The following is a 24324-nucleotide window of genomic DNA, read 5'->3' as shown; positions in this document are numbered from 1 at the left end:
GGCTCCCCGGCGGGTTCCGTCGGCGTCCATCGACTGAAGTGCGGACGTCGCGCGTCTAGGCGCGGCCGGAGGCGACGGGCGCCACCTGCGCCTGGGTCAGGGTCACGAGGTCGGCCGGGGCGAGTTGGAGCTGGAGGCCGCGGCGGCCCGCCGACACGTAGATCGTGGGGAAGGTCAGCGCCGAGGAGTCGAGCACCGTGGGGAGCCGCCTGCGCTGGCCGAGCGGGCTGATCCCGCCGCGGACGTACCCGGTCGTGCGCTCGGCGACCGCGCGGTTGGCGAGGGCCGCCCGCTTGCCCCCGACGGCCGCCGCGAGGGCCTTGAGGTCCAGCTCACCGGTGACCGGCACCACGGCCACGGTGAGCACGCCGTCCACCTCGGTGACCAGTGACTTGAACACCCGCTCCGGCGGTACGCCGAGCGCGGCAGCGGCCAGCGCCCCGTAGTTGGGCGCGTCCGGGTCCACGTCGTACGGGTGGACGCTGTGCGCGATCTTCCGCTTGGTCAGCAGTGCCGTCGCCGGTGTGCCCTGTCCCGCCACGGTCGACAACCTACCGTCGACCGGCGGGGACCGGTTGACAGAGCAGCACCGTGGGCTGCCCGGCGACCCGAGTGAGCACCACGCTGGCCGCCGCGTCGCCGGAGAGGCGCAGGTCACGCCGGAGCTGTTCGGGAGTGAGCGCCGAGCCGCGCTTGAGGATCTCCACACGGCCGACGCGTCGTTCCCGCAGGAGCGCGCGCAGCCGCTTCAGCGAGAACGGGAGCACGTCGGTGACCTCCAGGCAGCGGGTGAACGGGCTCTGCGCGGGGGTGTCCGCGTACAGGTAGGCGATGGCGGGGTCGGCCAGGGTCGCGCCGAGGTCGTCGGCCAGTTCGGCGATCAGGTGCGCGCGTACCACGGCGGGGTCGGGGTCGTGCAGGAAGCGGCGTACCGGCCCCACGGCCGCCTCCCGGTCGCCCGCGCCGGTGAGCTGGCGGGCGGGCGTCGCGGGGTCGTCCCGGAGGAGCGTGGCGCGCCGGGGCACCTCGGCGAGCCGGCCGCACCAGAGCGCCGCCTCGACGAGGTCGCCGTCCACGCCGACCCACTCGGCCTCGGCGCCGGCGGGAATCAGCCGATGGTCGATCCCCGGCGCCACCTTCACGACGGTGCGCGGCACCCGCTCGGCGAGCGCCGTCACGAAGTCCCAGGACGGCGAGTAGGCGTTCGGGTCGAAGAGCCGCCGGCCGGTGCCGGCGGCCCGCCGGGCCGGGTCGCAGAAGACCGCGTCGACCCGGCTCACGTCGAACGCGGTGGCGTCGCCGCACTCGACGGTGAAGAGGTCGGACAGCCCGGCCGCCTCGGCGTTGGCCGCGGCCATGGCGGCGGTCAGCGGGTCGGCCTCCACCCCGTACACGCGGATGCCCGCGCGGGCGGCGGCGAGCGCGTCGGCGCCGAGCCCGCAGCCGAGGTCGGCGAGGCTGCCCACCCCGGCGGCGCGGAGGCGCTCGGCGCGCCGTGCGGCGACCACGCCCCGGGTGGCCTGTTCCAGGCCGGCGCGGGTGAGGAACATCCCGGCCGCCGCGGGCCCGAACTTGCCCGCGGCCCGGCGGCGCAGCGCGACCTGGGTGAGCGCCGCCGCCGCGAGCCCGGCGGGCACCCCGGCCGCGCGGAGCGCGGACGCCGCGGCCAGCGGGTCGGCGTCGGCCACCCGCGCCGCCGCGTCGAGCGCGGCCGTTCCCTCGGGGGTACGCAGGGCGGCGAGCTGGTCGAGATCCACCCGGTCATTGTGGTGGCCGGCCGCGACGCGCCGCCCTGGGGGTTGGCACTCTCCTTGACGGAGTGCTAGCCACGGAATAACCTGCGATTAGCACTCTCACCCCGAGGGTGCCAGCTTCCGGGTCCTGGTGACTCGGTGGCTGAACGCCAGGCGGACCGGCACCCGCGACGACGGCCCCGCCCGGTGGCATGTGGCAGATTGACCTGGCCGGCCCCGCCGGCCGGCACAGAAACCAGTACCCCAGGAGGGTATGCCCGTGACTACCGCGACCAAGGTTGCGATCAAGCCGCTCGAGGACCGGATCCTGGTCCAGGCGAACGAGGCTGAGACCACCACGGCGTCGGGCATCGTGATCCCCGACACCGCCAAGGAGAAGCCGCAGGAGGGCACCGTCCTCGCTGTCGGCCCGGGCCGCGTCGACGACAAGGGCAACCGGATCCCGGTTGACGTCAAGGTCGGCGACACCGTCATCTACTCGAAGTACGGCGGCACCGAGGTCAAGTACGCCGGCGAGGAGTACCTGGTGCTCTCCGCCCGCGACGTCCTCGCGGTCATCGAGAAGTAAGCAACCGATCAGTGTCGTTGCCCCGGTCCGGTTCGCCGGGCCGGGGCACCGCCGCTTGAAGGGACATCCATGGCGAAGATCCTGAGCTTCTCGGACGACGCCCGACACCTGCTGGAGCACGGTGTCAACGCCCTCGCGGACGCGGTGAAGGTCACCCTCGGCCCGCGCGGGCGCAACGTCGTCCTGGACAAGAAATTCGGTGCGCCGACGATCACCAACGATGGTGTGACCATCGCCAAGGAGATCGAGCTCACCAACCCGTACGAGAACCTCGGCGCGCAGCTGGTCAAGGAGGTGGCGACCAAGACCAACGACGTCGCCGGCGACGGGACCACCACCGCGACCGTGCTCGCCCAGGCCATGGTCCGTGAGGGCCTGCGCAACGTGGCCGCCGGCGCCAACCCGACCGGCCTCAAGCGGGGCATCGACGCGGCGGCCGGCAAGGTCTCCGAGGCGCTGCTCGGCCGGGCCGTCGAGGTGGCCGGCCGGGAGTCCATCGCGCACGTCGCGACGGTCTCCGCGCAGGACGCGGCCATCGGCGACCTGATCGCCGAGGCGATGGAGAAGGTCGGCCGCGACGGCGTCATCACCGTCGAGGAGGGCTCCACCCTCGCCACCGAGCTGGACGTGACCGAGGGTCTCCAGTTCGACAAGGGCTTCATCTCCCCGAACTTCGTCACCGACGCGGAGGCGCAGGAGTCGGTCCTGGAGGACCCGTACATCCTGATCACCACGCAGAAGATCTCGGCGATCGAGGAGCTGCTGCCGCTGCTGGAGAAGATCCTGCAGAACAGCAAGCCGCTGCTGATCATCGCCGAGGACGTCGAGGGCCAGGCGCTGGCCACCCTCGTGGTCAACTCGCTCCGCAAGACCCTCAAGGTCTGCGCGGTGAAGGCCCCGGGCTTCGGCGACCGCCGCAAGGCGATGCTCCAGGACATGGCGATCCTCACCGGCGCCGAGCTGATCGCCCCCGAGCTGGGCTACAAGCTCGACCAGGTCGGCCTCGAGGTGCTGGGCTCGGCCCGCCGCGTCGTGGTCGACAAGGACAACACCACGATCGTCGACGGCGGCGGCCAGAGCGCCGACGTCGCCGACCGGGTGGCCCAGATCCGCAAGGAGATCGAGGCCTCGGACTCCGAGTGGGACCGGGAGAAGCTCTCCGAGCGGCTCGCGAAGCTCTCGGGCGGCATCGCGGTCATCAAGGTGGGCGCGGCGACCGAGGTCGAGATGAAGGAGCGCAAGCACCGCATCGAGGACGCCATCGCCGCGACCAAGGCCGCGGTCGAGGAGGGCACGGTGCCCGGCGGCGGCGCGGCCCTCGCGCAGATCCTCCCAGCGCTGGACGACGACCTCGGCTTCACCGGTGACGAGAAGGTCGGCGTCTCGATCGTGCGCAAGGCGCTCGTCGAGCCGCTGCGCTGGATCGCCCAGAACGCCGGCCACGACGGCTACGTGGTGGTGCAGAAGGTCGCGGGCGCCGACTGGGGCACCGGCCTGAACGCCGCCACCGGCGAGTACGTCGACCTGGCCAAGTCCGGCATCGTGGACCCGGTGAAGGTGACCCGCAACGCCGTCGCCAACGCCGCCTCCATCGCCGGCCTGCTGCTCACCACGGAGAGCCTCGTGGTCGAGAAGCCGGCCGAGCCGGAGCCGGCCGCCGCGGGCGGCCACGGCCACTCGCACGGCCACGGCCACCAGCACGGCCCGGGCTTCTGACGCACGTCGTACGCCCGGTCGGGGCACACCGTCGTCCGGCGGTGTGCCCCGACGCGTACGTGGCCCTGGCCACCGGGTGCCTCCGGCACTACCGGCCGGCCGGTCGATCGGAAACACTGGGCCGATGAGCACCACGAACCGCCGGTTCGCCGCCCTGGCCGGGATCACCGCCGCCGCCGTGGCGATCGGCGTCGCGGAGGTGGTGGCCGTGCTGACCGGCCCCCGGTCGGCGCCGCTGGTCGCGGTCGGGGGAGTGGTCGTCGACACCGTCCCGGAGCCGCTCAAGCAGTTCGCCATCGACCTGTTCGGCACGTACGACAAGCCTGCCCTCCTGATCGGGACGGCCGTGCTGCTGGCCGGTTTCGCCGCGCTGCTGGGCGTGCTGTCCGTACGCCGGCTCGCGGTCGGCCTCGCGGGCATCGCCGCCTTCGGGGCGCTCGGCGTGGCCGCGGCGCTCACCCGCGCCGGCGCGGACGCCGCGGACGCGTTGCCGTCGCTCGTCGGCGCGGGGCTCGGCGCGGCGGTGCTCTGGGCTTTCGTCGCCGGGCCGCTGGAGCTCGACCCCTGGCCCTGGACCCCGCCCACCGCCCGGCCCACGGGCCCGTCGCAGGTGTCCGCCACGGGCTTGTCGCAGGTTCCGGCCCCGCCGCAGGTCTCGGTACCGGGCTTGTCGCAGGTCTCGGCCCCGCCGCAGGTCTCCGCCACAGCCTCGGCCGCAGCTCCGCCTGAGGACTCCGTCCCCTGTCGAGCTGCCCCAGAAATGGGGCGCCCCATTTCTGGGGCAGCTCGACAGGAGGCCGCTGAGGTAACCGCGCCAGGATCGTCGACGGGCGCCGTGACCACCGGCCCCGCGACCACCGGCCCCGCGACCACCGGGCTCGCGACTGTCGGCGCGCCGCTGGAGAGCATCGCCCCGGAGTCCCGGCGGCGCTTCCTCACCGGTGCCGGGGCGCTGCTCGGCGCGGCGGCCGTGGCCGGACTGGGCGGGCACTGGCTGGCCGGCCGGCGCGGGGTGTCCGCGGCCCGGAAGGCCGTGGTGCTGCCCGCCCCGGCGTCGCCCGCCCCCGCGGTGCCCGCGGGGGCGGACCTGTCGCTGACCCAGCTCGCGCCCTACGTCACCCCGAACTTCGGCTTCTACCGGATCGACACGGCCCTCGTGGTGCCGCAGGTCGACCCGGAGAGCTGGCGGCTGCGCATCCACGGGCGGGTCCGCAACCCGATCACCTTGAGCTTCGCCGACCTGCTGGCGCGTCCGCTGGTGGAGCGGTACGTCACGCTGGCCTGCGTCTCCAACGAGGTCGGTGGGGACCTCGTCGGCAACGCCCGGTGGCTGGGCGTCCCGATACGGGAGCTGCTGGACGAGGCGGGGCCGGAGGAGGGCGCCGACCAGGTGGTCGCCCGCTCGGTCGACGGCTGGACCTGCGGCACCCCGACGGCGGCGCTGCGCGACGGGCGGGACGCGTTGCTGGCGGTCGGGATGAACGGGGAGCCGCTGCCCGTGGAGCACGGGTTCCCGGTCCGGATGGTGGTGCCCGGTCTCTACGGCTACGTGTCGGCGTGCAAGTGGGTGACCGAGCTGGAGTTGACGAGCTTCGCGGACTTCGACGCGTACTGGGTGCCGCGCGGATGGTCGGCGCAGGGGCCGATCAAGACGCAGTCACGGATCGACGCGCCCCGGGCGCGCAACCGGCTGACCGCCGGCCCGGTCGTGGTGGCCGGGGTGGCGTGGGCGCAGCACCGGGGCGTCCGCCGGGTCGAGGTACGCGTCGACGAGGGCCCCTGGCACGACGCGGAGCTGGCTCCCACCGTCTCGGTGGACACCTGGGTGCAGTGGTCGTGGCGCTGGGACGCCACGCCGGGCGAGCACCGCCTCCAGGTGCGCGCCACCGACGCCACGGGCGAGACGCAGACCGAGCGCCGGCAGGATGTCGTTCCGGACGGCGCCACCGGCTGGCACACGGTGACGGTGACCGTCCGCTGACCCGCCTCTCCGCCACGGCGCGGCGCCGCGCCCCCGTTCGGGGACGCGGCGCCGGAGATCGGTGGGGTGCCGCTCAGGCCACGTTGCGCTGGGCGGGCATGGTCGACTTGTGCGGGCGGCCGAGGCGCGCCTCCAGCCGGCCGACGTCGACCCGGGCCTGGCGACGGTCGGCCAGGTCCTCCCAGCCGATGGCCAGCAGGCGCAGCCGCTCGGACTCGCTGAAGCCACCCCAGACGCCGTACGGTTCGCGGACGGACAGCGCGTGGGCGGCGCACTCGGCCCGGACGGGGCACGCACGGCAGACCGCCTTCGCCCCCGACTCGCGGCGGAGCCGGGACGAGCCCCGCTCGCCGTCGGGGTGGAAGAACTGGGCGCTGTCCCGGCCCCGGCAGGCGCCGAGTCGCTGCCAGTCCCAGAGATCGACGATGGGTCCGGGCAGTCTACGTACGTTCGACATCAGCACCCCTCCTCCCGCGCGGCACCGCGAGATACTCATGGCCGGTCTTCGGGCGGCGGGCCGCACAGGCGCACCGTTCCCGGCCTGAACTCCGGTACCCGCGCCGTCGGCAACTCACACGTGTGTGATCCAAAACGTCCGGCAAGTTGCGGCATATGCCCCTTCTGTCGGAAAAGTTCGGAGGATTGCCGGGAACCTCCTCCCGGGCCCACCCGGTCATGGTCTGCTCGTGGGCGGAGAGGAGACCACAGTGCGTACCGTTCTTGTGTGCGTCCGGACACCACTTGCGGCGCAACATCTCACGTCCGCAGCAGCCCGGCTCGGTCTGTCCGCGGTCGTCCGTACCGCCGTCTCCGATCCCGAGGTGATGCTGCGGCTCGCGGAGCGCCAGCCCGACGTGGTGCTCGCCGACACGGCGCTCACCCGGCCGGACAGCGCCGGCTTCGTCCGCCGCGTGCTGGCCCGCGCACCGCACGCCGCGGTGCTGCTGTTCGGCGCCGAGGAGTCCGAGGCGGCCGCGGCCACCATCAGCGCGGGCGCCCGCGGCCTGATCCAGGGCGCCGACCACGACCTCACGAGCGCCGTGGCCAAGGCCCTCCTGCTGCTCTCCGCACCGGGGCGGGCGGCCCGGCACCGGGTCACCGACCCGGCGCGGGACACGGCGGCCGTCGGTGGGCCGGTCCGGTCCGCGCCGGCCGGCCGCCGCGGCGGCGATCCCGGCCCGGGCTGGACGGCCGGTCCCGAGGAGGGGCCGGGCGGCGCACCGGCCGTGGTGCCGGTGCAGCGCGGCGACGACGGCCCGGAGGGCGCCGGAGGCGACCCCGAGGACACGTCACCGGACGACGGCCAGCGACCCGCCCCGAACGTACGGGCCGCGCGGGCGGCCATCGGCCTCACCGAGCGCGAGCTTCAGGTGCTGCTCGGCATGGCCGAGGGCAAGAGCAACGCCGAGATCGGGCGGGAGCTGTTCGTCTCCGAGGACACCGTCAAGACGCACGCGCGCCGGCTGTTCCGCAAGCTCGGGGCGCGGGACCGGGCGCACGCGGTGGCCGCGGGCTTCCGCGCCGGCCTGGTGGCCTGAGCCGGAGCCGACCTCCGGGCGGCGGGCCGCCGCCGACCGGGCGGTCGGGCGCTCGACTCACCGGTCGGTGGGCTCGTCGCTCCCCGACTCCTCGTCGTTCCCCTCGGTCAGCGTGTCGTGCACGCCGTCCGCGTAGCCCCGGGCGTACTCCCAGGTGACGTAGTGGTCCGGATCCGGGTCGTAGGCGGGCTCGTGCACGCGCGGCCGGCCGGAGCTCAACAGGTGGCGCAGGTTGCCCCGGAGCAGGTCCCAGTCGAAGTAGTGCGGCTCGCGGCAGTCCTCGCATTCGATCACCAGCCCGCGCACCCCGATGGGCGCCAGCAGGGCCTGGTAGATCTCCAGGTCGGCGAGGTCCTCCAGCACGTCCTGGCGCTCGACGTCGGTCAGCGGGTCGAGCGGCGCGTCGTCGCCCGGATCGTGCAGCCCCGCCGCCGGATCGGCCGGGTCGCCGTTGAACGGGTCGATGGGCTCGTCGTGCACCCCCTCACCGTAGACCCAACACCCCGGCCACGCCCGCCCCCCGGGCGCGTGTGGGGCCGGCCCGGCGCGACGCGGGGCCGGCCGAGCTGCACGGGTACGATGGTGCGACGCGCCGCGTGCGGCGCCCCTCCGGTGCCGCCCGCGCCACCTCGCTGAAGCCCGTACATCCAGCTCAGGGGAGCAATCGTGGAAAATTCGCCCAGCACCGATCGTCCGGCCGGCGCCGACCACGGCGAGCTGGGCGGCCACCTGCCGGAACTCCCGGCCGGCTCGGCCCGGGTGGTGCCGCTCGGCCTCACCTTCGACGACGTGCTCCTCCAGCCCGGCGAGTCGGACGTGGTGCCCAGCCGGGTCAACACCGTCACCCGGCTGACCCGCAACGTGACCCTCTCCATCCCGCTGCTGTCCAGCGCCATGGACACGGTGACCGAGGCCCGGATGGCGATCGCCATGGCCCGTCAGGGTGGCATCGGGGTGCTGCACCGCAACCTCTCGGTGGAGGACCAGGCGCTCCAGGTCGACCTCGTGAAGCGCTCCGAGTCCGGCATGATCACCAACCCGGTGACGGCGAGCCCCGACGACACGCTGCGCGACGTCGACGCGCTCTGCGGCCGCTACCGGATCTCCGGCGTGCCGGTCGTCGACGGTGACGGCCAGCTGGTGGGCATCGTCACGAACCGCGACATGCGCTTCGTCTCCGACCCGGCCACCCCGGTTCGGGAGATCATGACCCGGGCCCCGCTGATCACGGCGCCCGTCGGCGTGAGCAAGGACGAGGCGCTGGCCCTGCTGCGCCAGCACAAGGTGGAGAAGCTCCCGATCGTGGACGGCTCCGGGCGGCTGCGCGGGCTGATCACGGTGAAGGACTTCACCAAGAGCGAGCAGTACCCGGACGCCACCAAGGACGAGGCGGGCCGGCTGCGCGTGGCCGCCGCGATCGGCGTCGGCGAGGACGCGTACAAGCGGGCCCGGGCCCTCGTCGACGCGGGCGTGGACGTGCTGATCGTGGACACGGCGCACGGCCACCAGCGGGCCGTGCTCGACATGGTCCGCCGGCTCAAGAAGGACGTGACGGTCGACGTCGTGGGCGGCAACGTGGCCACGTACGCCGGGGCGAAGGCCCTGGTCGACGCGGGCGCCGACGGCGTGAAGGTCGGCGTGGGCCCGGGTGCGATCTGCACCACCCGGATCGTCGCCGGCGTGGGTGTCCCGCAGATCACCGCGATCATGGAGGCGGCCCGGGCCGCCGGCCCCGCCGGTGTGCCGGTGATCGGCGACGGCGGCATCCAGTACTCGGGCGACATCGCGAAGGCGCTGGTCGCCGGCGCCGACACGGTGATGCTCGGCAGCCTGCTCGCGGGCTGCGAGGAGAGCCCCGGCGAGCTGATCTTCGTCAACGGCAAGCAGTTCAAGGCGTACCGCGGCATGGGCTCGCTCGGCGCGATGCAGTCCCGCGGGCAGGCCAAGTCGTACTCGAAGGACCGCTACTTCCAGCAGGACGTGACCAGCGACGAGAAGCTGGTCCCGGAGGGCGTCGAGGGTCAGGTGCCGTACCGCGGCCCGCTGTCCCGGGTGGCCCACCAGCTGGTCGGCGGCCTGCGGCTGGCGATGGGGTACGCCGGCGCCGAGAGCATCCCCGAGCTCCACGAGCGCGGCCAGCTGATCCGGATCACCGCGGCGGGCCTCAAGGAGAGCCACCCGCACGACATCCAGATGACCGTCGAGGCGCCCAACTACCACACCCGCTGACCTCCCCCACCACCCCCGAACACACCTGGAGTTGACCCATGCGTGACGTGGTCGAGATCGGGTTGGGCAAGACCGCGCAGCGCGGTTACCACCTGGACGACATCGCGATCGTGCCGAGCCGCCGGACCCGGGACGTCGACGACGTCTCCACGTCCTGGCAGCTCGACGCCTACCAGTTCGGCATCCCGTGTGTGGGCCACCCCTCCGACGCCACCATGAGCCCCGCCTCGGCGGTCCGGCTCGGGCAGCTCGGCGGCCTCGGCGTGCTCAACGTCGAGGGGCTCTGGACCCGCTACGAGAACCCCACCAAGGTGCTCGAGGAGCTGGCCGGGCTCGACGAGGACGCCCCCGCCACCAAGCGGCTCCAGGAGGTGTACGCCGAGCCGATCCGTCCGGACCTCATCGCCGAGCGGGTCCGGGAGCTGCGCGCGGGCGGCGGCACGGTGGCGGTGCGCGTCTCCCCGCAGCACACGCTGGCGCTCGCCCCGGTCATCCTCGACGCCGGCGTGGACATCCTGGTCATCCAGGGCACCATCGTCTCCGCCGAGCACGTCTCGACCACCGACGAGCCGCTGAACCTCAAGGAGTTCATCGCCGACCTCGACCTGCCGGTGATCGTGGGCGGCTGCACCGACTACAAGACCGCGCTGCACCTCATGCGTACCGGCGCGGCCGGCGTGATCGTCGGCATCGGCGGGGACGACTGGTCGACCACCGAGTCGGTGCTCGGCATCCGGGTGCCGATGGCCACCGCGATCGCCGACGCGGCGGCGGCCCGCCGCGACTACCTCGACGAGACCGGCGGTCGGTACGTGCACCTCATCGCCGACGGCGACATGCAGACCTCCGGCGACATCGCGAAGGCGCTCGGCTGCGGCGCGGACGCCGTGATGCTCGGCGAGCCGTTGTCGCTCTGCGAGGAGGCGCCGGCCGGGGGCGCCTGGTGGCACTCGGCCGCCAGCCACCCGTCGCTGCCGCGCGGCGCGTTCGAGCCCGCCAACGAGCCGCTCGGCACCATGGAGCAGGTCCTCTTCGGCCCCGCCGACGAGCCCGACGGCCAGCTCAACCTCTTCGGCGGCCTGCGCCGGGCCATGGCCAAGTGCGGCTACCGGGACCTCAAGGAGTTCCAGAAGGTCGGCCTGGTCCTCGACCGCTGACCTGCGCGAACCCACCGCACCGCACCGGCCGCGCCGATAGGCTCGGCCGGTGCGTCGTCTCTCCCCGCGATTCGTGCTCGCCGCCGCGCTGGCGGTCGCGCTCGCGGCCGCCGGCTGCACGCCGTCCAAGGAGGACGGCGCGTTCCGTCCGGGCAGCGCGGACCTCGGCGACCCGTACGTCCCGGGGCACGGCAACGGCGGGTACGACGTGGGGCACTACGCCCTCGACGTGCGCTACGACCCGGCGTCCGACCGGCTGACCGGGCGCGCGACGCTCACCGCGACGGCCACCCAGGGGCTGTCCCGGTTCAACCTGGACCTCGCCGGCCTGACCGTCGACCGGGTGGTGGTCGACGGCGCGCCGGCCGAGCACCGCCGCGCCGGGGACGAGCTGGTCGTCACCCCGCCCCGCGGGCTTCCCCGGGGCGCCCGCTTCACCGTCGAGGTCGCGTACGGCGGGGTGCCGGCGCCGGTCACCGACGGCGCGTTGGGCAGCGGCGGCTTCCTGCACACCGACGACGGGGCGATAGCGCTCGGCCAACCCGACTCGGCGGCCACCTGGTTCCCGGTCAACGACCACCCGTCGGACAAGGCCACCTACGACATCGCGGTGACCGTGCCGGACGGGCTCGCGGCGTTGAGCAACGGGGCGCCGGGGGAGCGACGCAGCGACGGCGGCTGGACCACCTGGCGCTGGAGCGAGCGGTCGCCGATGGCCAGCTACCTCACGACCCTGGTGATCGGCGACTACCGGGTGACCACGGGCACGCACGCGGGCCGGCCCATCGTCACCGCGGTGCCCTCCAACGAGCCGGCGGACGGCCCGGCCGCCACCTCGCTGGCCCGCACCGGCGAGATCGCCGACTTCCTGGCCGGGCGCTTCGGGCCGTACCCGTTCGAGGCGTACGGCGGCATCGCGGTGACCGACGAACGGATCGGGTACGCGCTGGAGACGCAGTCGCGGCCCGTGTACGGGCCGGGCTTCTTCCTCGGCGGCCGGCCGAACCCGAGCGTGGTGGCGCACGAGCTGGCCCACCAGTGGTTCGGTGACAGCGTCTCGCTGAGCCGGTGGAGCGACATCTGGCTCAACGAGGGCTTCGCCACGTACGCCGAATGGCTCTGGGAGGAGCACGACGGCGGCCGGACGGCGCAGCGCGCGTTCGAGGCGCAGTACGCGGCCACCGACTGGTCGCAGCCCTCGATCGACCCCGGTCGGGAGGCGATGTTCGGCACGGCCGTCTACAAGCGTGGCGCCCTCGCCGTGCACGCGCTGCGCCGCGCGGTCGGCGACGACGCCTTCTTCCGGATCCTTCGCGAGTGGACGGCGCAGCGGCGCGACGGCAACGGCACCACCGACGACCTGGTGGCCCTCGCCGAACGGGTGGCCGGCCGGCAACTGCGACCGTTCCTCGACGCCTGGCTGGTGGGCGGCAGCGCCCCCGCCCTGCCGTGACGACCCCGTGATGGTTCCTCGGTAGGCTGCCGCGGACGGACCGGGCGACGAGGTGCCGGCCGCTGCCTCAGCGGGGCGGGCCGGGCGACCGGGCGCCGACGACGGGCGCGGAAGCCGTCGACACTGCGGGAGGGCGAGGCGATGGGGCTGCCACGGCGTGCTCTGCGGGTGGCTGGCGGTCTGGTGCTGACCGGCGCCCTGCTGGCCGGTTGCGACTCGGCGCCGGCCGGCTCGGACCCCGCGCCGGCGGCCGCGCCGTCGTCGGCGGCCGCCCGGGAGTTCAAGCCCGGAGCGGCCGGCGCGGGTGACCCGTACTTCCCCACCTACGGCAACGGCGGCTACGACGTCGGCCGGTACACGGTGAAGGTCCGCTACGAGCCGGCGAAGGACCGGCTCAGCGGCACCACGACCGTGCACGCCGCGGCGACCGCCGACCTGTCGGCGTTCAATCTGGACCTCGCCGGGATGACCGTGCGGTCGGTGACCGTGGACGGTGCGCCCGCGAAGCACTCCCGTAAGGGCGACGAGCTGGTGGTGACGCCGGCCCACGGCCTGATCGCCGGCAACGGCTTCGTCGTCGAGGTGGCGTACGAGGGCGAGCCCGCGCCGCTGGAGAACGAGGTGCTCGGGCTGGGCGGTTTCCTCCACACGCAGACCGGCGCGATCGCGCTCGGCCAGCCCGAGTCGGCGAGCACGTGGTTTCCGGTCAACGACCACCCGTCCGACAAGGCCACGTACGACTTCGAGATCACCGTCCCGGACGGGTTGACGGCGGTCAGCAACGGGGTGCCGGCCGGGAGGTCCGGCAGCGGCGGCTGGACGACCTGGAAGTGGTCCGAGCGTCAGCCGATGGCCAGCTACCTGAGTTTTGTGGTGATCGGCAAGCTCCGGGTGACCACCGGCGAGCACAAGGGACGGCCCGTGTTCAGCGCCGTCGAGAGCGGCATCTCCGAGGGCGCGGCGGACGAGTCGATCGCGAAGACCGTCGAGGTGGCCGACTACCTGGAGAGCGTCTTCGGGCCGTACCCGTTCGAGGCGTACGGCGGGGTGGTCGTCTCCGACTCGCGGATCCGGTACGCGCTGGAGACGCAGTCACGGCCGGTCTACTCCGCCGGGTTCTTCCGGCAGGGCGTGAACACGGGCGTGGTGGCGCACGAGCTGGCGCACCAGTGGTACGGCGACAGCGTGGCGCTCTCGCGGTGGCAGGACATCTGGCTCAACGAGGGGCTCGCCACGTACGCCGAGTGGCTGTGGGCCGAGCACAGCGAGGGCCGGCGGGCCGCGGCCGCCTTCGCCACCCGCTACGCGGGCTCGCCCAGCCAGTTCTGGCGGACCCCGCCCGGCAAGCCGGGTGTGGCGAACCTGTTCAGCGACGCGGTCTACCAGCGCGGCGGGATGACGGTGCACGCGCTGCGGGTCGCGGTCGGCGACAAGGCGTTCTTCGAGATCCTGAAGACCTGGGCGGCGGAGAAGCGCAACAGCAACGGCACCACCGAGGAGTTCGTCGCGTTGGCCGAACGCGTCTCGGGCAAGAAGCTCAAGGGCCTCTTCGACGCCTGGCTCTACGGCACCACCCGTCCCGCCGAGCCCAAGCCCCTCTAGGTCTTCACCCGCAGGGTGGGGTGGGCGGACAGGTAGGGCTCGGCACGGCCGGCGCGGAGTTCGGTGAGGAAGCGGCGGCCCACCGAGGTGAGCTGCTCGCCGCGGTAGGAGCCGCCGGAGCCGACCGACGAGCCGGGCAGGCCGACCAGCACGAACCGGTCCGCCGGCAGGCCACCCAGGGCGTACGCGAACTCGACGAGCCGCCGCCCGCCACCGGCGTAGACGAGCGTGTCGCCGAGCGCGTCGGCGACCTGCTGCACCCGGTCGGGGTCACGGGCGAGCCCCTGGTCCAGGATCTTGCGGGCGAGGGCCCGGATCAGTTGCTGCTGGTGCCGCTGCCGGCTGTAGTCCCCGCCGGGGATGTAGCGCTGCCGCGCGTAGTCCAGCGCCTGCCATCCGGTGAGGTGGCGGTTGCCCTTCTCGTAGACCATCTGCGGCCCGACGTACCCACCCGCGCCGGGCTCCCGGTGCCGGCCGTCGGGCCGGCGGTGCCGCGACTCGACCCGCTGGTCGACGTAGATGTCCACCCCGCCGAGGCTGTCCACGAGCCGGTCGAAGCCGTTGAAGGTGATCACCGCGCCCGCGTCGATGCGCAGCCCCGTGTACCCGCTCACGGTGCTGCGCACCAGCTCGTACCCCTGCGCGGTGTTCGGCTGCTTCGGGCGGCCCGGCACCCGGCTGCCGTAGCTCATGGCGTGGGTCAGCTTGGTCCGCCCGCCGCGGTAGCCGGCCTTCGGGAAGGCCGGGATGTCGACCACCAGGTCGCGGGGGAGCGAGAACAGGTACGCCCGGTCGAGCCCCCGGGGCACGTGCAGCACCAGGACGGCGTCGGCGTGCGGCTCCCACCCGGGGACGCTGACCCGGGTGTCCACACCCACGAGCAGCAGGTTGAGCGGGCCGGTGATGTCGGCACCCGGCGGCGGCGGGGGCGAGGTGGACGGGCTGGGGGACGGGACCGGTGTGCTCGGGGAGGGGCTTCCCGAGGCGCCCGATGCCGCGCCGGTGTCCGGGCCCCGGTCGCCCACCAGCCGGACGGCCACCACCCCACCGGCGGTGACGAGCACGATCGCGGCGAGCAGCAGCACGCCGACCAGCCAGCGACGGCGTGTCAGACCTGACCCGAGGCTCATCTGGCGACCCCTTCCACCCGTACCTCTGTGACGTTCCGACGGGTGCCTCCGGTTGCCGCCCCGTGGCGCCGATGCGCCGAGTGTGGATGATCCCGTGAAAACGCCCCTGGCGCGACGGCTACCGACCGGTAATGATGCGGTCATGCGGTACGACGTGGTGGTCATCGGGTCCGGCTTCGGTGGCAGCGTCGCGGCCCTGCGGCTCGCCGAGAAGGGCTACTCCGTCGGAGTGCTGGAGGCCGGGCGGCGCTTCGCCGACGACGAGTTCCCGGAGACGTCGTGGCGGCTGCGCCGCTTCCTCTGGGCGCCGGGGCTGGGCTGCTACGGCATCCAGCGAATCACGCTGCTCCGCTCGGCCGACCGGCGGGCCGGTGGCGGGGTGCTCGTGCTCTCCGGGGCGGGGGTGGGCGGCGGCTCGCTGGTCTACGCCAACACCCTCTACGAGCCGCTGCCCGCGTTCTACGCCGATCCGCAGTGGCGCGACATCACCGACTGGCGGGACGAGCTCGCGCCGCACTACGACCAGGCGAAGCGGATGCTCGGCGTCACCACGTACCCGCGGGAGACCGGCGCGGACCGGGCCATGCGGGCGGTGGCCGCGCGGATGGGGGTGGGCCACACGTTCCACGCCACGCCCGTCGGCGTGCACATCGGCCGTCCCGGCCAGCGGGCCGCCGACCCGTACTTCGGCGGCGCCGGCCCGGAGCGCACCGGCTGCACGCACTGCGGCTCCTGCATGACGGGCTGCCGGCTGGGGGCCAAGAACACGCTGGTCAAGAACTACCTGTGGCTCGCCGAGCGGCTCGGCGCGCGGGTGCACCCGCTCACCACGGTCACCGCCGTCCGCCCCGCGTCCGACGGCGGGTACGAGGTGCACACCGTCCGCACCGGCGCCTGGCTGCGCCGGCGTCGGCAGGTGGTCCGGGCCGACCAGGTCGTCTTCGCGGCCGGCGCGCTCGGCACCCAACGGCTCCTGCACGCGATGCGGGCGAGCGGCGCCCTGCCGGGCCTGTCCCCGCGGTTGGGCGAGCTGACCCGGACCAACTCGGAGGCCATCCTCGGCGCCTCCGTGCCCCGAGGCCAGGCCCGCGCCCGGGCGCTCGACTTCACCGAGGGCGTCGCCATCACCAGCTCGTTCCACCCCGACCCGCAGACGCACATCGAGCCGGTCCGCTACGGGCGGGGCTCCAACGCCATGGGGCTGCTCCAGTCCCTGCTGGTCGACGGCGGTCCGCACCGCCTGCGGCGCTGGTTCGGCGTCCTGCTGCGCCAGCCCCGCACCGCGGCGCGGCTGCTGTCGGTCCGCGACTGGTCCCAGCGGACGGTGATCGCCCTGGTCATGCAGTCGCTCGACAACTCGCTGACCACCCGCTGGCGACGCGGGCCGCTCGGGCGGCGGCTCGTCACGCTTCCCGGGCACGGTGAGCCGAGCCCCACCTGGATCCCGGCCGGCAACACGGCGGCCCGCCTGCTCGCCGAGGAGATCGGCGGTACGCCGGGCGGCGCCCTGACCGAGCCGTTCGACATCCCGATGACCGCGCACATCCTCGGCGGCGCGGCCATCGGCGCCACCCCGGCCGACGGGGTGATCGACCCGTACCACCGGGTCTACGGGCATCCGGGGCTGCACGTGGTGGACGGGGCGGCCGTCACCGCGAACCTCGGGGTGAACCCGTCGCTGACGATCACCGCGCAGGCGGAGAGGGCGATGTCCCTCTGGCCGAACAGGGGCGAGGACGATCCGAGACCGCCCCTGGGCGCTCCGTACCGCCGCCTGAAGCCGGTCCCCCCGCGCAACCCCGCGGTACCGCCCGAGGCCCCCGCAGCCCTACGCCTCTGACCTCCGTCCCCCGCGATCTTGCAGTTTCGGCCCCCGGAACGCGGCGTTTGTCCCGTTCGCCGGGGCGGAAACTGCAAGATCGCGGAAGTCGGGCGGTGGCCGGCGGGGCGTGTCCGGGGCGCCCGTGACTGTCGGTAGGCTTTGCCCACATGAGCACGCCTCGCCCTGTCCTCGTGGTGGACCTCGGAGCCCAGTACGCCCAGCTCATCGCGCGTCGGGTGCGCGAGGCGAACGTCTACTCCGAGATCGTGCCGCACACCATGCCCGTCGCCGAGATGCTGGCGAAGGACCCGGCCGCGATCATCCTGTCCGGAGGCCCGTCCAGCGTCTACGCGCCGGGCGCCCCGCAGATCGACGCCGGCATGTTCACGGCCGGCGTACCCGTCTTCGGCATCTGCTACGGCTTCCAGGCGATGGCCCAGGCGCTCGGCGGCACCGTGGCCCGCACCGGCAACCGGGAGTACGGCGGCACCCCGCTGCGCGCCCGCCCGGACGCCGGCGTGCTGCTCCGCGACCTCCCGGACGACCTGCCGGTCTGGATGAGCCACGGCGACTGCGTGACCGAGGCGCCGGCCGGGTTCACGGTGACCGCCGAGTCGTCGGGCGCGCCGGTCGCCGCCTTCGAGGACCTGGCCGGCCGCCGGGCCGGGGTGCAGTTCCACCCGGAGGTCGGGCACACCGCCCACGGCCAGGAGATCCTGGCCCGGTTCCTCCACGAGATCGCCGGCATCGAGCCCACCTGGACGCCGGAGAACATCATCGACGAGCAGGTCGCCCGGATCCGCGAGCAGGTCGGTGACAAGGAGGTCATCTGCGGCCTGAGCGGCGGCGTCGACTCGGCGGTCGCCGCGGCGCTGGTCCACCGGGCCGTCGGCGACCAGCTGACCTGCGTGTTCGTCGACCACGGCCTGCTGCGCGCCGGCGAGGCCGAGCAGGTCGAGAAGGACTACGTGGCGGCCACCGGCATCAAGCTCAAGGTGGTCGACGCCGCGGACCGGTTCCTCGGCGCGCTCGCCGGGGTGACCGACCCGGAGCAGAAGCGCAAGATCATCGGCCGGGAGTTCATCCGGGTCTTCGAGTCCGCCGCCCGGGAGATCGCCTCCCACGGCGACGTCGAGTTCCTCGTGCAGGGCACCCTCTACCCCGACGTGGTCGAGTCCGGCGGCGGCGCCGGCACCGCCAACATCAAGAGCCACCACAACGTCGGCGGCCTGCCGGATGACCTGAAGTTCGCGCTCGTCGAGCCGCTGCGCACGCTGTTCAAGGACGAGGTGCGGGCGCTCGGCCTGCAACTGGGGCTGCCCGAGGCGATGGTGTGGCGGCACCCGTTCCCGGGCCCCGGCCTCGCCATCCGGATCATCGGCGCCGTCGACCGGGAGCGCCTCGAGGTGCTCCGCCGGGCCGACCTGATCGCCCGCGAGGAGCTCACCGCCGCCGGCCTGGACCGGGGCGTGTGGCAGTTCCCGGTGGTGCTCCTGGCCGACGTCCGCAGCGTCGGCGTGCAGGGCGACGGGCGCAGCTACGGGCATCCCGTGGTGCTGCGCCCGGTCTCCAGCGAGGACGCGATGACGGCCGACTGGTCCCGGCTGCCCTACGAGGTGGTCGCCCGGATCTCCACCCGGATCACCAACGAGGTCGCCGAGGTCAACCGCGTGGTGCTGGACGTGACCAGCAAGCCGCCGGGCACCATCGAGTGGGAGTGACCCCGGCTCAGCCGGCGGCCGGCGGCACCGGCCCGGTCGGCGGCTGCGGCGGGGTCATGCCGGGACCGGCCGGCGGGTAGGGCCCGGCCGGGGCGTACCCCGCCGGCGGCACGGTTCCGGCGGCGGGCGCGTGCGGCGCGGCGCCCGCGGGGTGCGGCCAGGCGGGTGCGCCCGCCGGCTCCTCGGGCATGAGGAACCACATGATCGGGTACGCGAGCAGCGCCAGCCCGCCGGTGAGGAGCCCGGCGACCGCGAAGATCACTCGGACCAGGACGGGATCGACGTCGAGGTAGCGGCCGAGGCCGCTGGCGACACCCGCCACCATCCGGTCGGTGGTCGGTCGCCGGAGCTGCTTGTACGGAGCCTGGGGAGGGATGGAGGCTGTCATGTCTCCACCGTCCGCGCCGGGCGTCGCGGCGACCTCGGTGACCGCCCGGATCCCTACCCTGACCGCCCCCTGAGGCGGGAGCGTTGAGTCAGGAATCCGACTCTTTTCGATGGGGGTAACCGGGCCGGGGGAGAATTTTTTCCCGTGACCACCACGCTGACGCCGCTTCGCAGGATCGCGGCATACGCAGTTTGTGCTGATTCGGCCGGTCGAGTTCTGCTGGTCCGCGCGTCGGAGCGATCCGGCACACCGGGCACCTGGTCGCTGCCCGGCGGGGCGGTCGACCACGGTGAGGATCCGAACCACACCGTCGTCCGGGAGACCGCGGCCGAGACCGGGCTGTCGGTCGCGGTGACCGGCCTCGAGGACGTGCTGGCGGACATGCGGGCGCTGCCCGAGCGCGGTATCACGATCCACACGGACCGGCTCGTCTACCGGGTCTCGGTGCGCGGCGGCACCCTCAGCGACCGGGTGGGCCGGCCCACCGACCTGGCCCGGTGGTTCACCCGGGAGGAGGCCGCCGAGCTGCCGCTGCGGGCGTTCACGGCGCGGGCCCTCGACCTGCCGGCCGCCTCGGCCGACGTGGTCCCCGACGAGGCGCCCGAGTTCCCCTCCTTCTACGCCGTGCCCGGCCCGGACGGGCTGCACCGGGCGCAGCGCTTCGCGGCGTACGCGGTCTGCACCGACCCGGCCGGCCGGGTGCTGCTCACCCGGGTCGCCGACGGCTACCCGGGCGCGGGCTGCTGGCACCTGCCCGGCGGCGGCACCGACTACGGCGAGCAGCCCGGGGCGGCGCTGATCCGCGAACTCGTCGAGGAGACCGGGCAGACCGGTCGGCTGGTGGGGCTGCTCGGCGTCGCCAGCCACCGGGATGCCGCCTCGCTCGGCCCCGAGGGCTACCCCATCGACTGGCACGGCGTACGCGCCTTCTACCGGGTGGTGGTCGACAAACCGGCGCCGCCCCGGGTCGCCGACGTCGGGGGCTCCACCTCCGAGGCCCGCTGGTTCGCGAGGGAGGAGCTCGGCGCGCTACCCACCGACCACCTCACCGAGGTGACCGCCGAGGCCGTCCAGGCCGCCCAGCTAGCCTGACCCCCTCGCGCGCTTCTCACGCCCCCGCGCCCCTCGCCGCTTCCCGCGGCGATCATGAAGTTATTGTCGGGACACGCCGGTATGGACGGCGATAACTTCATGATCGTCGGGTGGCGGGCGGCGGGCGGGGGAGTCAGCGGATGGAGCAGCGGCGGCGGGTGGGGGCGTACGGCCTCTGCCGGGACGACGGGCGGGTGCTGCTGGTGCGGGCGTCGGCCAGCGCCGACTTCCCCGGCATCTGGCAGGTGCCCGGCGGCGGAGTGGAGCACGCCGAGCACCCGGCCCACACGGTGGTACGCGAGGTCACCGAGGAGACCGGCCTGACCGTCGAGATCACGGACCTGCACGCCGTGGTGGCGGACGTGATCCCGTTCCCGGAGGCCGACGTCTCCCTGCACACCGACCGGGTGGTCTTCGACCTGGCCGTCATCGGGGGCAGCCTGCGCGACGAGGGTGCGGGCGCCACCGACCAGGCCCGCTGGGTCACGCCCCAGGAGGCGGCCGAGCTGCCGCTCATGCCGTTCACGGCCGAACTGCTCGGCCTGCCCGTGACACCCCTGCCGGCCCCACGGGCCGGGCGGTGGGCCTTTCCGCCGCCGCACCCCGACCGCCGGCTGCGCTTCGGGGCGTACGGGCTGGTCACCGACCCGGAGGGTCGGGTGCTGCTCACGATGATCGCGGACGGCTACCCCGGGGCGGGCCGGTGGCACCTGCCCGGCGGCGGGACGGACCACGGCGAGCAGCCGGTGCCCGCGCTGCTGCGCGAACTCGTCGAGGAATCGGGCCAGCTCGGCCGCGTGACCGGGCTCATCGGGCTGGACAACCTGCACAACCCGGCCGCGCTCGGGCCGGAGGGGCGACCGCTGGACTGGCACGGGGTGCGGGTGATCTACCGGGTGGTGGTCGAGGCGCCGACCGAGCCGCGGGTCACCGAGCTGGCCGGCGGGTCGACGGCGCGGGCCGGGTGGTTCACCCGTGACCAGCTCGCCGGGCTGCCGCTGACCGAGATCGCCGCCCGCGCTACCGGACGTCGAGGGCGATAACACTCGCCAACCCGGCCGAGACTGGCGCCCTCCGGTACAGTCGAGGTGGGGAATGATGGCGGAACGGGCGATGAGGCCCGGGTTGGGAATAAGAGGGCCGCTCGCACGGTTTACGGAGATATAGGCCCCCGACAGCTATCGCCAAGCGCCGTTCCCTGTGCGATGGTGTACTCCGCACAACGGCTGCCGGGCCACGAAAGGTCCGGCACGAGACAGCCGGACACCCGCCCCGAGGCGGCCAGCCGATCCGGTGATGGAGGAAGCGTGCCGAGAGCCCCATGGCGCCGGCGTCGTACGACTGACAGTCCGCGCCCCGCAGGGCGTCGCTGGGCGGGCCGGCTGCGTCGCAGCAGCACGTTCGCCCGGCAGGTGCTGCTGGTTCGAGTGGGTCGCCGCGACGGCGACCTCCACGGCGGCACCGACACGGCGCTCGCCGAGCCCCGTTACGTCGACCACCGGCGTCGCTACGGTCTCGACCGGCCCAGCCGGGCCGAGATCGAGGCCGTCATGCCGGTCAGCCCGGCCGTGGCGCCGGTCGCCGAGCCCGACGACGCGGCCCGGTCGATCCCGCTGCTCCCCGGCGAGCGCACCGCCACCCGGCGCGCGAAGTTCGCCCTGGTCAACGCGTGCACACTGAGCAGCCTCACGCTCGGCATGCTCGCCATCTTCCTGGCCATGCAGGGCGACGTACGCGTCGCCGCGCTGTGCCTCATCGCCTGCGTGGCGTTCGACGGCCTGGACGGCGCGCTGGCCCGCAAGCTGGGTGTGGCCAGCCCGTTCGGCGCGCAGATGGACTCGCTGGCCGACATGTGCTCGTTCGGTCTCGCCGCGCCGGTGGTCGTCTACGCCTCGCTCGCCGGCTCCGTGTCGACGGCGGCCGCGGCCGTCGCCTGCGCGCTCGTCGCGGCCTGCGCCGCCATCCGGCTCGCCCGGTTCAACGTCTCGCCGAAGGACGGGCGCTTCTTCTGCGGCGTGCCCACCACGATGGCCGCCGCCGTGCTCGCGGTGACCGTCGCCATCCGTGTGCCCGTACCCGGGCCGGTGCTGCTGGCCGGCGTGGCGCTGCTCGCCTTCGCCATGGTGTCCAGCTTCCCGTACGCCAAGCTGGCCCGGCTCGTGAAGCTGCCGCCGTGGCTCTGGCTGGCCCCGGTGGTCGGCGCGCTCGTCGACGTCCGGATCACCTTCGCGCTCATCGTGGTCGGCTACCTGGTGAGCGGCCCGGTCCTCTGGCTGCGCCAGCGCCGCGCCGCCTGATTTCCGTCGTACGTCAGAAGGGGCGCCGCGAACCCGCGGCGCCCCTTCTCAGGTGTCCCCGTCCGTCTCAGCGCCAGCGCGCGATCACCGTGGCGCCACCGACCACCTTGTCGCCCGGGCCGACCAGCGGGTCCGCGGCGTCGGCCGGCAGGTAGACGTCGGTGCGCGAGCCGAACCGGATGAGCCCGAAACGCTCGCCCCGGGCCAGCAGCGTGCCGATCGGCGCCCGCTGCACGATCCGCCGGGCGATCAGCCCGGTCCTTTGCGCGACGACCACCGTGCCGTTCGCGGTGTCGAGCACCGTGTACGCGGCCACGTTGTGCTCGGCGTCCGGCTTCATGGCGTTGACGAACCCGCCGTCGGCCACGAAGTAGTCGACCACCTTGCCGGCGACCGGCGCCCGGTTGACGTGCACGTCCAGCACCGACAGGAAGACCGCGACACGCAACCACTCCCCGTCACCGAAGCGCTCGTCGTGCAGCCGCCGCACCGACAGCACCTGCCCGTCCGCGGCGGCCACCACCGCCGACGGGTCCTCGGGCACGTCCCGCTCCGGGTCACGGAAGAACGCGGCGACCGGGGCGGCGGCGAGGGCGGGAAGCAGCCAGAGCTTCGACTTCGGCCGGGCGAGCCGGGCCAGCGCGGCGAGCCCCAGGGTGATCCCGGCGGCGGCCACACCGTTGGAGTCGATGTGCATGGTCCGGGTCAGCGGCACGCTCGACGGCCGGTGGGCGGGCGCGAGCCGGGCCGCCGTGGCGGGGGACGCCGGCGTGAACCGGAGCCGGTACAGCCGTACCGGAGGGGAATTGCGCAACACCAGGTCGCTACCCACGCCGTACAGCGCGTCCTGCCGCTCCAACTCGCCCGCGGCCCCAGCCGTACGGCCCGGCCCGGCGGCGGTCGCCACGCTGAGCACCGCGCCGTCGCCGAGATACTTGGTGAGCGTCTCGATCGTGGCCCGCGCCTCCTCGGCCGTGCCGAGAAGCGGCTCGGCGGCGATCACCACCTCGGCCGGGTCGGCCTCGGTGAGGGAGTCGACCACCCGGACCCGCTCGGAGACCCAGCGGCCCTGGCCGGTGACGTGCTCCCGCAGCGCCGTGGCCGAGGCGGCCTCCGCGGGCACGACGGTGAGCCGGTCACCGGGCAGCAACGCCTCGATCGCCGCGGCCAGCACCGGGGACTGCGCGCTGGCGCCCACCAGCAGCGCGGCCTTCGGGTCGTTGAACCGGGCGAGTTCGGTGACGAGGGTACGGGCGGCTCGCTCGCCGATGCGGACCGGACCGGGCCGTCCGGGGGTACGCACGGCGGGGGACTGGGTCATCTCGGGCGGGCTCCTGACGGGGTAGGCACTGCAAGCGCGACGGGGCCGCCGCGGGCGGCGCGGGGCCGGCGGGCGGGGCGAATGTCCATCGGCCAGCATAGGCGTCCGTGCGTGCCGCCCGCACCGCCGCCACCGTCCCGACCGGCTGCCCTTTCACCATCCCTGGCCGGGCCGCCCGCGCCTGTCGACGCGAGCGGCAGCCGCCGGCCGACGGCGCCTACCGCGCTGGCCGGGGCGAACCGGTCGATTCGCGGGCCGGTCAGCGTCGGGCTCGGGTCGGCGTCGGGCCCGGTCGGTGCCGTGGCCGGTCGGCGTGCTGGTTGGTCGGTGTGGTGGCTGGTCGGTGTGGTGGCTGGTCGGCGTCGGGGCTGGTGAGCGTCGGCCCGGTCGGAGTGGTGGCCGGTCAGCGTCGAGGCTGGTCGGCTTCGGGCGCGGTCGGCCTGGCGGCTGGTGGGCTTCGGGCGCGGTGGGCCTGGTGGCTGGTCGGCGTCGGGCGCGGTGGGCCTGGTGGCTGGTCGGCGTCGGGCCCGCCGGTCCCCGTTCGACGCCTTGCTC

The 24324-nt window shown here is 74.2% G+C and carries 20 protein-coding genes; 13 read left to right on the top strand and 7 right to left on the bottom strand.

The genetic code is table 11. The features are described from left to right. Nucleotides 1-55: 55 nt before the first annotated feature. Both ybaK and ACSNOA_RS28665 read right to left on the bottom strand, forming a co-directional pair. A complete protein-coding gene (gene ybaK, locus ACSNOA_RS28670; protein ID WP_436662895.1) occupies nt 56-541 on the bottom strand; it encodes a Cys-tRNA(Pro) deacylase in 486 nt (161 codons plus the stop codon). Nucleotides 542-551: 10 nt separating this feature from the next. Next, on the bottom strand, nt 552-1757 hold the full coding sequence (locus ACSNOA_RS28665; RefSeq protein WP_436662894.1) for a THUMP-like domain-containing protein: 1206 nt from the start codon (nt 1755-1757) through the stop codon (nt 552-554). A gap of 250 nt (nt 1758-2007) precedes the next feature. On the opposite strand from ACSNOA_RS28665, the gene groES reads away from it, so the two are divergent. The 3 genes from groES to ACSNOA_RS28650 all read left to right on the top strand — a co-directional run bounded on the left by groES (nt 2008) and on the right by ACSNOA_RS28650 (nt 6019). Then, nucleotides 2008-2322, top strand: a complete 315-nt coding sequence (gene groES / locus ACSNOA_RS28660; protein WP_089012574.1) for a co-chaperone GroES — start codon at nt 2008-2010, stop codon at nt 2320-2322. A 69-nt stretch (nt 2323-2391) separates the two neighbouring features. Next, complete coding sequence (groL, locus tag ACSNOA_RS28655; protein ID WP_436662893.1) at nt 2392-4038, top strand: chaperonin GroEL; 1647 nt, start codon at nt 2392-2394, stop codon at nt 4036-4038. Nucleotides 4039-4162: 124 nt separating this feature from the next. Next, a complete protein-coding gene (locus tag ACSNOA_RS28650; protein ID WP_436662892.1) occupies nt 4163-6019 on the top strand; it encodes a molybdopterin-dependent oxidoreductase in 1857 nt (618 codons plus the stop codon). Between the two features lie 73 nt (nt 6020-6092). Here the strand turns inward: ACSNOA_RS28650 and ACSNOA_RS28645 are convergent, their stop codons facing one another. Then, entirely contained in the window at nt 6093-6476 is a 384-nt protein-coding gene (locus tag ACSNOA_RS28645; protein ID WP_436662891.1) for a WhiB family transcriptional regulator, read from the bottom strand. A 250-nt stretch (nt 6477-6726) separates the two neighbouring features. On the opposite strand from ACSNOA_RS28645, the gene ACSNOA_RS28640 reads away from it, so the two are divergent. Further along, nucleotides 6727-7557 (top strand): response regulator transcription factor, encoded by an 831-nt coding sequence (locus ACSNOA_RS28640; RefSeq protein WP_436662890.1) that lies wholly within the window; start codon nt 6727-6729, stop codon nt 7555-7557. Between the two features lie 57 nt (nt 7558-7614). On the opposite strand, the gene ACSNOA_RS28635 is transcribed toward ACSNOA_RS28640, so the two are convergent. Next, nucleotides 7615-8037, bottom strand: a complete 423-nt coding sequence (locus ACSNOA_RS28635; RefSeq protein WP_436662889.1) for a DUF5319 domain-containing protein — start codon at nt 8035-8037, stop codon at nt 7615-7617. A 186-nt stretch (nt 8038-8223) separates the two neighbouring features. Between ACSNOA_RS28635 and guaB the strand changes: the two genes are divergently transcribed. From guaB to ACSNOA_RS28615, 4 genes are all read left to right on the top strand, one after another. Next, nucleotides 8224-9786 carry an IMP dehydrogenase gene (gene guaB / locus ACSNOA_RS28630; RefSeq protein ID WP_436662888.1) on the top strand — a complete coding sequence of 521 codons (1563 nt, stop codon included), beginning with the start codon at nt 8224-8226 and terminating at the stop codon, nt 9784-9786. A gap of 38 nt (nt 9787-9824) precedes the next feature. Then, on the top strand, nt 9825-10943 hold the full coding sequence (locus ACSNOA_RS28625) for a GuaB3 family IMP dehydrogenase-related protein (RefSeq protein ID WP_120780833.1): 1119 nt from the start codon (nt 9825-9827) through the stop codon (nt 10941-10943). 49 nt (nt 10944-10992) lie between these two features. Then, nucleotides 10993-12396 (top strand): M1 family metallopeptidase, encoded by a 1404-nt coding sequence (locus ACSNOA_RS28620; protein ID WP_436662887.1) that lies wholly within the window; start codon nt 10993-10995, stop codon nt 12394-12396. A gap of 141 nt (nt 12397-12537) precedes the next feature. Next, nucleotides 12538-13998 carry a M1 family metallopeptidase gene (locus ACSNOA_RS28615; RefSeq protein ID WP_436662886.1) on the top strand — a complete coding sequence of 487 codons (1461 nt, stop codon included), beginning with the start codon at nt 12538-12540 and terminating at the stop codon, nt 13996-13998. Here ACSNOA_RS28615 and ACSNOA_RS28610 read toward each other — a convergent pair. After that, nucleotides 13995-15128, bottom strand: coding sequence for an LCP family protein (locus tag ACSNOA_RS28610; protein WP_436662885.1), 1134 nt, complete (start codon nt 15126-15128; stop codon nt 13995-13997). The two genes, ACSNOA_RS28615 and ACSNOA_RS28610, sit on opposite strands and share 4 nt — an antisense overlap. A 142-nt stretch (nt 15129-15270) precedes the next feature. Between ACSNOA_RS28610 and ACSNOA_RS28605 the strand changes: the two genes are divergently transcribed. Continuing rightward, nucleotides 15271-16968, top strand: coding sequence for an FAD-dependent oxidoreductase (locus ACSNOA_RS28605; protein WP_436662884.1), 1698 nt, complete (start codon nt 15271-15273; stop codon nt 16966-16968). A gap of 149 nt (nt 16969-17117) precedes the next feature. Next, nucleotides 17118-18671, top strand: a complete 1554-nt coding sequence (guaA, locus tag ACSNOA_RS28600; protein ID WP_436662883.1) for a glutamine-hydrolyzing GMP synthase — start codon at nt 17118-17120, stop codon at nt 18669-18671. 7 nt (nt 18672-18678) lie between these two features. Here the strand turns inward: guaA and ACSNOA_RS28595 are convergent, their stop codons facing one another. Next, a complete protein-coding gene (locus ACSNOA_RS28595; RefSeq protein ID WP_436662882.1) occupies nt 18679-19059 on the bottom strand; it encodes a PspC domain-containing protein in 381 nt (126 codons plus the stop codon). Nucleotides 19060-19203: 144 nt separating this feature from the next. Between ACSNOA_RS28595 and ACSNOA_RS28590 the strand changes: the two genes are divergently transcribed. The 3 genes from ACSNOA_RS28590 to ACSNOA_RS28580 all read left to right on the top strand — a co-directional run bounded on the left by ACSNOA_RS28590 (nt 19204) and on the right by ACSNOA_RS28580 (nt 22448). Beyond that, complete coding sequence (locus ACSNOA_RS28590; RefSeq protein WP_436662881.1) at nt 19204-20151, top strand: NUDIX hydrolase; 948 nt, start codon at nt 19204-19206, stop codon at nt 20149-20151. A 140-nt stretch (nt 20152-20291) separates the two neighbouring features. Then, complete coding sequence (locus ACSNOA_RS28585; protein WP_436662880.1) at nt 20292-21194, top strand: NUDIX hydrolase; 903 nt, start codon at nt 20292-20294, stop codon at nt 21192-21194. A gap of 339 nt (nt 21195-21533) precedes the next feature. Further along, nucleotides 21534-22448 carry a CDP-alcohol phosphatidyltransferase family protein gene (locus tag ACSNOA_RS28580; protein ID WP_436663409.1) on the top strand — a complete coding sequence of 305 codons (915 nt, stop codon included), beginning with the start codon at nt 21534-21536 and terminating at the stop codon, nt 22446-22448. 67 nt (nt 22449-22515) lie between these two features. Here the strand turns inward: ACSNOA_RS28580 and ACSNOA_RS28575 are convergent, their stop codons facing one another. Further along, nucleotides 22516-23769: a phosphatidylserine decarboxylase gene (locus tag ACSNOA_RS28575; protein ID WP_436662879.1), complete on the bottom strand. Its 1254-nt coding sequence runs from the start codon at nt 23767-23769 to the stop codon at nt 22516-22518. Nucleotides 23770-24324 lie beyond the last annotated feature (555 nt).

The organism is Micromonospora sp. URMC 103 (genome assembly GCF_051386435.1).
Classification (GTDB): domain Bacteria; phylum Actinomycetota; class Actinomycetes; order Mycobacteriales; family Micromonosporaceae; genus Micromonospora.
The sequence above is the reverse complement of the archived record's forward strand: the minus strand, read 5'-3'. Positions and strand labels throughout refer to the sequence as shown.

Coding starts and splice junctions, on each gene's coding strand:
- ACSNOA_RS28645 (WP_436662891.1), bottom strand. CDS start 6,476: ATGTCGAACGTACGTAGACTGCCCGGACCCATCGTCGATCTCTGGGAC.
- ACSNOA_RS28595 (WP_436662882.1), bottom strand. CDS start 19,059: ATGACAGCCTCCATCCCTCCCCAGGCTCCGTACAAGCAGCTCCGGCGA.
- ACSNOA_RS28610 (WP_436662885.1), bottom strand. CDS start 15,128: ATGAGCCTCGGGTCAGGTCTGACACGCCGTCGCTGGCTGGTCGGCGTG.
- ACSNOA_RS28615 (WP_436662886.1), top strand. CDS start 12,538: ATGGGGCTGCCACGGCGTGCTCTGCGGGTGGCTGGCGGTCTGGTGCTG.
- ACSNOA_RS28625 (WP_120780833.1), top strand. CDS start 9,825: ATGCGTGACGTGGTCGAGATCGGGTTGGGCAAGACCGCGCAGCGCGGT.
- ACSNOA_RS28575 (WP_436662879.1), bottom strand. CDS start 23,769: ATGACCCAGTCCCCCGCCGTGCGTACCCCCGGACGGCCCGGTCCGGTC.
- guaA (WP_436662883.1), top strand. CDS start 17,118: ATGAGCACGCCTCGCCCTGTCCTCGTGGTGGACCTCGGAGCCCAGTAC.
- ACSNOA_RS28605 (WP_436662884.1), top strand. CDS start 15,271: ATGCGGTACGACGTGGTGGTCATCGGGTCCGGCTTCGGTGGCAGCGTC.
- ACSNOA_RS28585 (WP_436662880.1), top strand. CDS start 20,292: ATGGAGCAGCGGCGGCGGGTGGGGGCGTACGGCCTCTGCCGGGACGAC.
- ACSNOA_RS28650 (WP_436662892.1), top strand. CDS start 4,163: ATGAGCACCACGAACCGCCGGTTCGCCGCCCTGGCCGGGATCACCGCC.
- groL (WP_436662893.1), top strand. CDS start 2,392: ATGGCGAAGATCCTGAGCTTCTCGGACGACGCCCGACACCTGCTGGAG.
- groES (WP_089012574.1), top strand. CDS start 2,008: ATGCCCGTGACTACCGCGACCAAGGTTGCGATCAAGCCGCTCGAGGAC.